Annotated in this window: 10 protein-coding genes; 1 reads left to right on the forward strand and 9 read right to left on the reverse strand. The window is 58.3% G+C overall.

Annotation, left to right across the window (positions count from 1 at the left end; translation table 11 throughout):
- Nucleotides 1–76: 76 nt before the first annotated feature.
- From V7680_RS08450 to V7680_RS08480, 7 genes are all read right to left on the reverse strand, one after another.
- Nucleotides 77–1642, reverse strand: a complete 1566-nt coding sequence (locus V7680_RS08450) for an amino acid permease (RefSeq protein ID WP_335652846.1) — start codon at nucleotides 1640–1642, stop codon at nucleotides 77–79.
- A gap of 271 nt (nucleotides 1643–1913) precedes the next feature.
- Nucleotides 1914–3245, reverse strand: coding sequence for a hypothetical protein (locus tag V7680_RS08455; protein ID WP_335652847.1), 1332 nt, complete (start codon nucleotides 3243–3245; stop codon nucleotides 1914–1916).
- On the reverse strand, nucleotides 3242–4519 hold the full coding sequence (gene nhaA, locus V7680_RS08460; protein ID WP_335652848.1) for a Na+/H+ antiporter NhaA: 1278 nt from the start codon (nucleotides 4517–4519) through the stop codon (nucleotides 3242–3244). Before nhaA ends, V7680_RS08455 begins: the two co-directional genes overlap by 4 nt.
- A gap of 100 nt (nucleotides 4520–4619) precedes the next feature.
- Complete coding sequence (locus V7680_RS08465) at nucleotides 4620–5621, reverse strand: LLM class flavin-dependent oxidoreductase (protein WP_335652849.1); 1002 nt, start codon at nucleotides 5619–5621, stop codon at nucleotides 4620–4622.
- The gene (gene gspN, locus V7680_RS08470) at nucleotides 5618–6349 is read right to left on the reverse strand and encodes a type II secretion system protein N (protein WP_335652850.1); all 732 of its coding nucleotides are present in this window, start codon (nucleotides 6347–6349) and stop codon (nucleotides 5618–5620) included. Before gspN ends, V7680_RS08465 begins: the two co-directional genes overlap by 4 nt.
- Before the next feature lie 15 nt (nucleotides 6350–6364).
- Entirely contained in the window at nucleotides 6365–6850 is a 486-nt protein-coding gene (locus tag V7680_RS08475; RefSeq protein ID WP_335652851.1) for a thioredoxin family protein, read from the reverse strand.
- A gap of 10 nt (nucleotides 6851–6860) precedes the next feature.
- Nucleotides 6861–7796, reverse strand: coding sequence for a hypothetical protein (locus V7680_RS08480; protein ID WP_335652852.1), 936 nt, complete (start codon nucleotides 7794–7796; stop codon nucleotides 6861–6863).
- A 76-nt stretch (nucleotides 7797–7872) separates the two neighbouring features.
- On the opposite strand from V7680_RS08480, the gene V7680_RS08485 reads away from it, so the two are divergent.
- On the forward strand, nucleotides 7873–8379 hold the full coding sequence (locus tag V7680_RS08485; RefSeq protein ID WP_335652853.1) for an RrF2 family transcriptional regulator: 507 nt from the start codon (nucleotides 7873–7875) through the stop codon (nucleotides 8377–8379).
- Between the two features lie 16 nt (nucleotides 8380–8395).
- Here the strand turns inward: V7680_RS08485 and yghX are convergent, their stop codons facing one another.
- Nucleotides 8396–9292: a YghX family hydrolase gene (yghX, locus tag V7680_RS08490; RefSeq protein ID WP_335652854.1), complete on the reverse strand. Its 897-nt coding sequence runs from the start codon at nucleotides 9290–9292 to the stop codon at nucleotides 8396–8398.
- A gap of 227 nt (nucleotides 9293–9519) precedes the next feature.
- Nucleotides 9520–9760: flavodoxin-dependent (E)-4-hydroxy-3-methylbut-2-enyl-diphosphate synthase (locus tag V7680_RS08495; RefSeq protein ID WP_335652855.1), on the reverse strand; the 241-nt coding region annotated here is incomplete at its 5' end.

The following is a 9760-nucleotide window of genomic DNA, read 5'->3' on the forward strand; positions in this document are numbered from 1 at the left end:
TTCAGGAACCGGACTGAAGGAAATTGGTTAGCAGATGGTTAATATCGCCCTGAATTTTGCGGGCACGGAAAGCCGATCAGTGGTCACTAATCGGCGGAACAGGCTGGGGTGGCGCATCCGCGTCCGATTCGTGAACTTCGATACTGCCGCGTCCGACATGGCTCTTTCTGTATCCATAAGCGAAATAGAGCAGCAACCCGAGACCACCCCAGATCGGTAGAACCATTTTCGCCTCATAAGGAAGATTGTAGAAAAGCCCCAAACAGCCGACGATCGCCAGCGGCGCGACTATCCACACCAGAGGCGTACGAAACGGACGATGCCGGTCAGGATCGGTTCTGCGCAGAATAAGCACCGCCACGGCAACCATCAGAAACGCGAATAACGTGCCGGAATTCGAGATGTCCGCCAATTTCCCGACGGGCAAAAACGCGGCAAAAACCGATACGGCGACACCGGTTATCGCGGTCACGATATGCGGGGTTTTCCATTTCGGGTGAATGGTCGCAAGCTTTTCCGGCAGCAGGCCATCGCGCGCCATCACGAAGAATATCCGGGTCTGGCCAAACAGCATGATCAGGATAACCGAAGGCAGCGCAAGGAAGGCAGCGATGCCGATCACATTGCCCAGGGCGGGATGGCCAATCGTCCGCAGGACAAAGGCCAGCGCTTCATGGCTGCACACCAGCGGTTCTTTCCCAGCGGTTAGCAATACCTGGCACTGGGCGGCGAAAGCACTGCTTCCCGGAGCAAGCGTGCCGCCAGCGGCGTCGACAATCGGCTGTGCGCCAACTGTACCGATCGCCCCTGCTGCCACCAGCAGATAGAAAACCGTACAGATAGCCAGGCTGCCGATCAGCCCGATGGGCACATTGCGTTGCGGGTTCTTGGTCTCTTCTGCCGCCGTCGACACCGCGTCAAAGCCGACATAAGCGAAAAATATCGAGGCTGCAGCGCCGACCGCGCCGAAACCACGGCTCTCGCCGAACCAGCCATTGGGCATGAACGGATCGAAATTCTGTCCTTTCATCATCGGCAAGGTGAGAACAATGAACATGGTCAGGGCCGAAACCTTGATCGCCACCAACACCGCGTTGACCTTGGCACTCTCGCTGGTCCCGATCATCAGCAGAAAAGTGACTAGCAAAGCAATGACCAGAGCCGGAAGATTGACCAGCCCGCCCGGCGCATAGCCGCCAATGGTCAGCGCCCTGGGCAAATCTATCCCGGCATTGGCCAACAGTCCGACAAAATAGCCCGACCAGCCGACCGAAACCGCGCTCGCCGCCACCGCATATTCCAGGATCAGCGCCCAGCCTACCATCCACGCGAGAAGCTCGCCCATCACCGCATAAGTGTAAGTATAAGCAGAGCCCGATACCGGCACCATTGAGGCCAGTTCGGAATAGCAGAGCGCTGCAACAGCGCAGACCAGTCCAGCGATGATGAAACTCCACATCATGCCTGGCCCGGCCTTCTGTGCCGCTTCCGATGTCAGCACGAAAATCCCGGTGCCGATAACCGCTCCGACACCCAGTAAGGTAAGCTGAACGGGGCCGAGAGTGCGGGTTAGCGCCTTCTTCTCTGCCGTGGCCAAAATCGCGTCTAGTGGTTTGATACGTCCGAAAAGATTGAAGGCCATGAAGCAATCCTATCCCGAAAAACTGCGCTTGAATTACGCCGATTTTTACAATGCGCAAGAGGGATTCGGTGGGGCCGTTCACAATTATTTTGCGAGCAAAATTGGAGGGGTTGTTCGGGCCCGAATTGGCCGTTTGTCCTCCTCTCCTGAGGGAGAGAGCGAGAGTATTTTTCTGATAAAAAAGTCCGTCATCCTGAACTTGGTTCAGGATCCAGGAAGACAGGACGCCGGTTGCCGCTCAGGATACTGGAGCAAGTCCAGTATGACGAGATCACTCAACCACCAAATCACCCGGCAACATAGGCTCGCTCAGCAACTGCTCCATCGCCTTCCAGCGCCAGACCGGTGCGTCCCCCTGGGATTCGATCCAGTCACGGACCATTTCCAGGCCGAGGCCATAGTTGATAACATAACTGCGATACTGGTCATTGAAATCGGTCATCTGCGCCGCGCGCTCGACCGAGACCAGCTGATATTTCTGGTTGAGAGAAATCGCTTCCTCGCGGGTGATCTCACCATCAAGATATTGTTGCGCAATCGTCATCCGCGCACCGCTGAGTGCCTGTTTGGCGATCTGCAGCGCCCAGTAAGCTGCCGCCGTGTCCGGATCGAGACCGGCGAGCGGGTAGAGCACATCGCGCTCGTAATCGAGCCGCTCTTGTCCGCTAAACGCCAGTTCAATCCCATAATTGGCCGAGCCCTCGGCGATTAGGCTTTGCGGTGAATAGAGCGGATAGACGGAAAATTCCTGCCAGCCGCGGCCTTTGGTCAGGTTTTTCTCGAGCAACATATTATAGACATGATGGCCGGGATAGCCTTCGTGGCAACCGAGATCGACCGCTCGGCCGATGAAGATCGGCAGGTCGGTGTTGACCTGGATCAGGCTCTGATAATTGCCCTGATAATAATTATAGCCGCTCCAGCTTTTGCCAGTGACAAATTCCATCTTGAAATTTTCGCCTTCGGGCAGATCAAAATGGACCTCGGTCCGCGCCTTGCACTCGGCGATCGCGGTGTCGAACACGTCCTTCAACCGGTCCTTGGGGATGGAATAGCCGTTTTCAAATGCCGCTACCCGTTCGCTCAGCGGACCAGCGCCGGGAACGATATTCTCGATCTCCTCGAGCACCGGATCAAATTCTTCCAGCGGCCTGAGCTCCGGCGTTACTCCGAACAGCCCCATGGCCTCTTCGGCGAAGGGGAATAGCTCCTCCTGCATCATCGCATGGCGGGTGAGCGCGGCTTCCAGTTGCGCCGAAAGGAAACGCTTGCGGGCCTCGATCATCGGATCATCGCTGGGCGGTGTTCCGTCGAGCCGAAGCATCAGATCGACGATCGCATTGCCCAGTTCACGCATGTCACGCGGATCGGTCTTTGCCGATTCCGCCCATTGGGCGGGACCATAATAGGCATCGACATAGCCGGCTTCTTTTTCGCCAAGGGCCAGCGTGAGCTTCACATAGTCCGCGGCGATATCGCCAAGTTCATTCGATGCTTTCAGACCGGCTGTATCGGTGATGACCGGGGCAGGCAACGGCTCCACCGCCGCTGTGCAGGCCGAAATCGCCAGACAGGCAGCTGCAACAAGCCACCGGTTTTTCACAGGGCGTCTTTCAGCTTCTTCGCTTCAGCGTCCGGTAAAACCTCGAGCAGTTCTTCGGCTTCATCCTTGTCGAGCGATTCCAGATGCCTGCCCTGCGGCGCGAAGCGCAAGATACAGAAACCGACGACCGCTGACAGCAAAGATCCGCCGAGCACGCCGATCTTGGCTTCCTCGATCAGCAGCTCATTGCCCGGGAAGGCCAGCGCGCCAATGAACAGGCTCATGGTGAAGCCAATACCGCAGAGCATCGCGACGCCATAGACTTGCAACCAGCTGGCGCCGCCGAGCCGTCCGGCGAAACCGGTTTTGACCGCAATCCAGACGCTGGCAAAAATCGCGATCTGCTTGCCGAAGAACAGGCCGGCGGCGATGCCCAATGGCAGCGGCGCAAAAATCTGCTCCATACCAAGGCCCTGCAGCGACACGCCGGCGTTGGCAAAGCCGAAAACCGGTACAATAAGAAACGCGCTCCATGGCGCAATCGCATGTTCGAGCCGGTGGAGCGGAGAGTTTTCAGCATCTGGTGAGGTAGGCGTGACCACGATCGGGATGACCATCGCCGCCAAAACCCCGGCTATCGTCGCATGGACACCGGACATCAATACCGCATACCAGAGCAATGCTGAGAAGATCAGATAGGGCCAGAGCTTGAGCACGCCATTGCGGTTCATCGTGTACATGATCGCCAATATCGCCGCGCTGGCAAGCAGCGCCGCGCCGTTGATTTCGGCGGTGTATACCAAGGCGATAATCGCCACAGCGCCCATGTCATCGACGATCGCGACCGTGACCAGAAACAGTTTGAGCGAGGTCGGCGCGCGCGGTCCGAGCAGGGCCAGCACGCCAATCGCAAAGGCGATATCGGTCGCCGCCGGAATCGCCCAGCCGTTGTAGAGCGCGGGAAAATCCTTGACGATGAATAGATAGATCAGCGCCGGAACCACCATTCCAGCCGCTGCAGCGACCACTGGCAAGCGCCTGCGATCCCAGGTATTGAGCCGTCCGTCGACAAATTCCCGCTTGATTTCCAACCCGACGAGCAGGAAGAAAATCGCCATCAAGCCATCATTGATCCATAAATGCGGAGTCATCGGCCCCAATTTTGCAGACAGCACTGGCCCCTTAAGTTCGTGCAGGAAATGATGGTACATTTCATAAAGCGGGCTGTTCGCCACCACCATCGCCAGCGCAGCGGCGAACATCAGCAATATGCCGCCCGCTGCTTCGCTTTTCAGAAAGTCCCGAAGCGCTGAATTTCTACCTGAACGTGGCAATTTTATGTCTCCTTGGGGGCGTCTATTCCGGAATTTCGATCGGCCAGAGTCATGCGCAGGCCGGACCGGAAAATCAAGGCTTGTTCAAACCAATTTCGTCCTAGGCGGCGATCAATTCCCGAATATTTGCAGCGATTGCATAGCTTTTCTCGCGCGCAGTCTGATCGAAGATCGACCCCGCTATGATCAGCTCGTCCGCGTCGGTGCGTTGGATGAACCGTTCGACACCCTGCTTCACCTCATCCGGCGAACCGACTGCACTTCCCTGAAGTGTCTGCTCGAGGATCGACTGCGCCTGAGGCGGCAGGCTTTCGCGATAGCCTTCGACCGGTGGCGGCAGCTTTCCGGGATTTCCGGTGCGTAACGCGACAAAGCTCTGCAGCATCGAAGTGGCATGAAACTCCGCTTCCTCGCTGCTGTCGGCGGCAAAAATATTGAAACCGCAGATCACATAAGGCTCGGCAAGCTGTTCTGACGGCTTGAAGTCACGCCGGTAAATGGTCAGCGCCTCGTCAAGCATCTGCGGTGCGAAATGCGACGCGAAGGCATAAGGCAGACCCAGCGCCGCCGCCAGTTGCGCGCCGAACAGGCTGCTGCCCAATATATAGAGGGGGACATTGGTCCCCTGTCCCGGTGTCGCCTTGATTCCGAGCCGGTCATCGCCAGCAAGAAACGCCTGCAGTTCGAGGACATCGCGCGGAAACTCATTGGCGTCGCTGGTAAGGTTTCGACGCAGAGCCTGTGCGGTGCGCTGGTCTGAACCGGGCGCACGGCCGAGGCCGAGATCGATCCGACCCGGATAAAGCGCTTCGAGCGTTCCGAATTGCTCGGCAATCACCATCGGCGCGTGATTGGGCAGCATGATGCCGCCGGCACCGATCCGAATGGTCTTGGTCCCCTGCCCGATATGCGACAGCGCCACTGCAGTCGCCGCGCTGGCAATGCCTTCCATACCATGATGTTCTGCCATCCAGAACCGCTCGTAACCCAGAGACTCGCCATGCTGTGCGAGAGCGAGCGATCGGTCCAGCGCGCCTCTGACATCGCCACCCTGCAACACCGAAGAGAGGTCGAGAATCGAGAATTTTACTGCCTTGGTCATGTGCCGTTCCTCTGTGCCAATTGTCCTGCAACCTTGATCGCATAGCCACCCGAAACATTGCGAAAGCCGAGCGTTGGCAATAGCAGTGTCCATGCGCGATCACTTCCCGACAGGAACAGTCGCGCGGTATAAAAGCCATTGCCTTCAAGCTTGAGCGTTAGCTGCTCCATGCCGGAACCGCTTTGCAGTGGCAACTCCAGTACTCCGTCCTGGCAAATCGCATTGCCGAGCAAGCCCTGCTTGAGGTCCAGCCCGGGAATATTTGCGTCCAGCGACACCCGCACCTGACCGCTCGCCGACTGGCACCGGCCACCGGCAAAGGTGATGTTAACAGATCTAAGATCGATATCGGACGCCGGCAGCGGCGCCAATTGACGGCCGACGCCGAGCACGGTGGTCACATCCTGCACCAGCAGGCTTTTCCCGGACTTGCCGACGGTCGCGAACAGCCCGTCATCACCGGGAGAGGGCTTCCGCTCGAGATCCATCAGCAGTTTCCCGGTCAGCAGCGGCAGGAATCTTACACCCGCATCAAGGTCGCCCAAGGGGAACGGCCCTATCTGCGCGCCCTCGATTCGGCCGCTCCAGACCGATCCGCTGATTGCCTTGGCCGAAAAGCGAGATCCTTCAAGACCAGCCATGCCGATCGCCAGCCGCAGCGGCAGGAAGAACAACACCACGGCGACAACCGCCAACAGGATCAGTAAATATATCAAGACGCGCGGCACCTGCTTTCCTTCGATTCAGAGTTCGGGTGTGAACTGGTCGAAATAGGCGAATATATCCTCTTCCTCCCGGCTAGCGGCATCGCGCCATTTGGGTGCCGATTTGCGATTGAGCAACGCGCCGTCCGGGGACAGCACCAGCACGGTAGGCGTGCCTTTGATCGATTTGATACCGAAGCGTTGGCCAATATCGATATTGCGATCTTTCTGACCAACATCGACATAGACAATCTCATATTTGGCAGCCAGCATCGCGGCAAAGCGCGGCTCGGCGAACCAGCCAGCGAGCCCGCGGCTGTCGTGACACCAGTTCGCGCCCATCACCACAATCACCTTTTTGTCGGCAATTTCGGCACGGGCAAGCGCTGCGTCCACCTGCTCCGTTGCATTGGCGGATTTTTCGAAGGGCCGGGCTTCGGGGTGGTTGGCTGCGGCAGGTTCCGCCAGTGCGGCAGACAATGGGGTGAAGGCCAGAAGGGCCAGCGCAAAAAACAACAATCTCATCCAGTGGCTATTACACTTCCAGCGGCGTGAGGGAACAGGCTTTTGTCAGACCGAGGCCGCGTTTCATAGCAGGAAAGACGCGCACCATCGCGGCGGCCATCGCCAGCTCGAAACGGACAGCGCCGCCATATTGCGCCTCGATCCGGTCGCCGAGATCAAAGGCATCGATCGACTGGGAACCGATTGCCCGGCCGAATTGCAGCGCCAGAGCCTCGTCTTCGGGCAGATCCGGATCGCCTTTCAGCCAGCGATTGACCGTTTCCCGGGGTACATTGTCAAATAATGCCCATTCCGCCGAAGTGAGCGCACAGGGGCCGCAATCCTCGGCCATATTGGCACCCAGACGAGCGGCGTGGCAAAGATGCGCGGGCGCGGCATGGCGATGCAGGGACGCGGGCAGAAAATGGGCGAATTTTTCAAACGCATGCCCGGGGGCCGCAGCGATTTGCTCAAGATATTGCTTTTCGCTGTCCTCGACCCCCGCTGTCGCGGCCTTCAGCAAAAGCGGTTTGGGAATGCCCGCTGGCGCCACTCGCTGGCGCGCAAACAGGATGACAAGCGCCAGAAATACCAGCAATGGCGGGCCGAGCACTCCGGGGGCATCGGCGACAAAGGCATCGGGCGAGCAAATCCCGGCCGACACTTCGTAAATATGCAGAACACCGTGCAGCGACAGCCATAAAGCCCCGGCAAAGGCGGCCAGCCAGCGCATGTGGATATTGATACTCGCATAGAGCAGGATCATCCCGCAGGCCGTATAGGCGATCCCGATATCGCGGATGAAATGCTTGTTGGGCGGCCCGGTGGTGATGACGGTGGGGATCGCGACATACCATTCGAGCGGTCGGATGATCATGAAAAGGCCAAACAACAACGCAAACAGGCCCACACCCAAAACCAGCAACTGGGCGATGCGGTCCAGCAGGTCAGGCTTTCCCATCAGCATGCATTTTCTCCTTCAAATCATCCCGAGTCCATGTTATTCGGACAATTAATATCCGATTTAATGAGAGAGTCAAATTTTGCAGATTTCCAAAGGCGTCGAATGGGCCGCTCATGCGGCTGTGATGATGATCGCACTGCCGGAAGGCCGCGGCCTGAAAGCCGAAGCGCTCGCCCGCTATCATGAAGTGCCAACTGCCTATATGGCGAAGCAGTTGCAGGCGCTCAGCAAGGCAGGGATCGTGCAATCCTCCCGCGGCGCCCACGGCGGTTACCGGCTAGCAAGGCCCGCGACGGATATTACGCTATGGGATATCACGGCGGCGATTGAAGGCCATGGCCCTGTCTTCCGCTGTACCGAAATCCGGCAGAACGGTCCCTGCGGCTTGAAACGAAAGGACTGCAAGAACCCCTGCCAGATCGCCTCGGCTTTCGCTGTCGCCGAGCGCGCGTTCCGGGATAGTTTGAAGACAGTGACGCTCGCGGATTTGGGCATGCAGGTTTTACAGGGTTCCCGGCCGGGACATCTGTCGGATGTCGGAAACTGGCTAGATAGCGAGACGATGCCGCTCAGCGACAAGACGTAATGGGCAAACTTCTCCCCTAGCCGCGCAGATGCGTATCGAAAAACGCCAGGGTCCGCTGCCACGACAGGGTTGCTGCCTCCTCGTCATAGCGCGGCGTTGTGTCATTGTGAAAACCGTGATTCACATCGGGGTAAAAATGCACGCTATATTCTTTCTGATGCTCAGACAAAGCCGCTTCATAGGCCGGCCAGCCGGCGTTGATCCGCTCGTCATTGCCGGCATGATGGATCATCAGCGGCGCCTCTATCGCCGGAACGTCGACGGCTTGCGGCTGGCGCCCGTAATAAGGCACCGACGCGGCAAGATCGGGATAGGCCACCGCCAGCGCGTTGCAAACGCCGCCGCCATAGCAGAAGCCGACCGCGCCAACCTTGCCGGTCGAACCGTTATGGTCGCGCAGAAATTCGAAGGCGGCGAAGAAATCTTCCATCAGCTTGGCGCCGTCCAGCGTGCGCTGCATTGTTCGTCCTTCATCATCATTGCCGGGATAGCCTCCCAAAGGTGACAGACCATCGGGTGCCAGCGCCAGATAACCGGCCTTGGCGACGCGCCGCGCGACATCCTCGATATAAGGATTGAGCCCGCGATTTTCGTGGATCACCAGCACCGCAGGCAGCTTGCCTGTCGCTCCCGCCGGCTTCGCCATCAGCGCGTTGATCTTGCCATGGCCTTCCGGACTCTCGTAGCTGATCCGCTCGGCGGTGATCGCTGGATCATCCGGCGCGACCTGCGCTGCCCAGGCGTAATTGGGCTGCAATTGTTCCAGGATCATCGCGCCAGTCACCCCGGCAGCAGCAAACTTCCCCGCCTGCCTGATAAAATCCCGCTTCGAGATCGCGCCGTGGACATAGCCGTCAAAAATCTCGAGAATATGCGGGTGAAAGTCACTTGCGCGCTTGCGGGTCGAAGTCATGATGGATCATCCTTCAGCGAAAATGGGCAGAAGCTCGCGCGAGCATAGCATAAAATGCATTTCTGCAAATGCCGTTCGTGCTGAGCTTGTCGAAGCATCTTGTTCCTCGCAACGCTGACGAAGCGCGAGCCGAGAGAGGCCCTTCGACAGGCTCAGGGCGAACGGTGATTATCTTAGATGTTGGTTGAAAAATTTCAGCTTGTCAGCAACCCTGACCGCGTGACGCCTCAAGCCGCCTCGCTAATCCCCGCCTCGATCTCCGCAGCCTTCGCCTCAACCAGCTTGACGATATGATCGACCATATCTTCATCTGCGACATGGTGGTCAGTGACGCCGGAGAGATAGACCATATGCTTGCCCTTGCCACCGCCGGTGATGCCGATATCGGTCTCACGCGCTTCGCCCGGACCGTTGACGACGCAGCCAAGCACCGAGAGCGACAATGGCGTGCGGATATGTTGCAGCCGT

The sequence above is a fragment of the Parasphingorhabdus sp. genome (genome assembly GCF_036963705.1).
GTDB lineage: Bacteria > Pseudomonadota > Alphaproteobacteria > Sphingomonadales > Sphingomonadaceae > Parasphingorhabdus.

Coding starts and splice junctions, on each gene's coding strand:
- yghX (WP_335652854.1), bottom strand. CDS start 9,292: ATGACTTCGACCCGCAAGCGCGCAAGTGACTTTCACCCGCATATTCTC.
- V7680_RS08480 (WP_335652852.1), bottom strand. CDS start 7,796: ATGCTGATGGGAAAGCCTGACCTGCTGGACCGCATCGCCCAGTTGCTG.
- V7680_RS08450 (WP_335652846.1), bottom strand. CDS start 1,642: ATGGCCTTCAATCTTTTCGGACGTATCAAACCACTAGACGCGATTTTG.
- V7680_RS08475 (WP_335652851.1), bottom strand. CDS start 6,850: ATGAGATTGTTGTTTTTTGCGCTGGCCCTTCTGGCCTTCACCCCATTG.
- V7680_RS08465 (WP_335652849.1), bottom strand. CDS start 5,621: ATGACCAAGGCAGTAAAATTCTCGATTCTCGACCTCTCTTCGGTGTTG.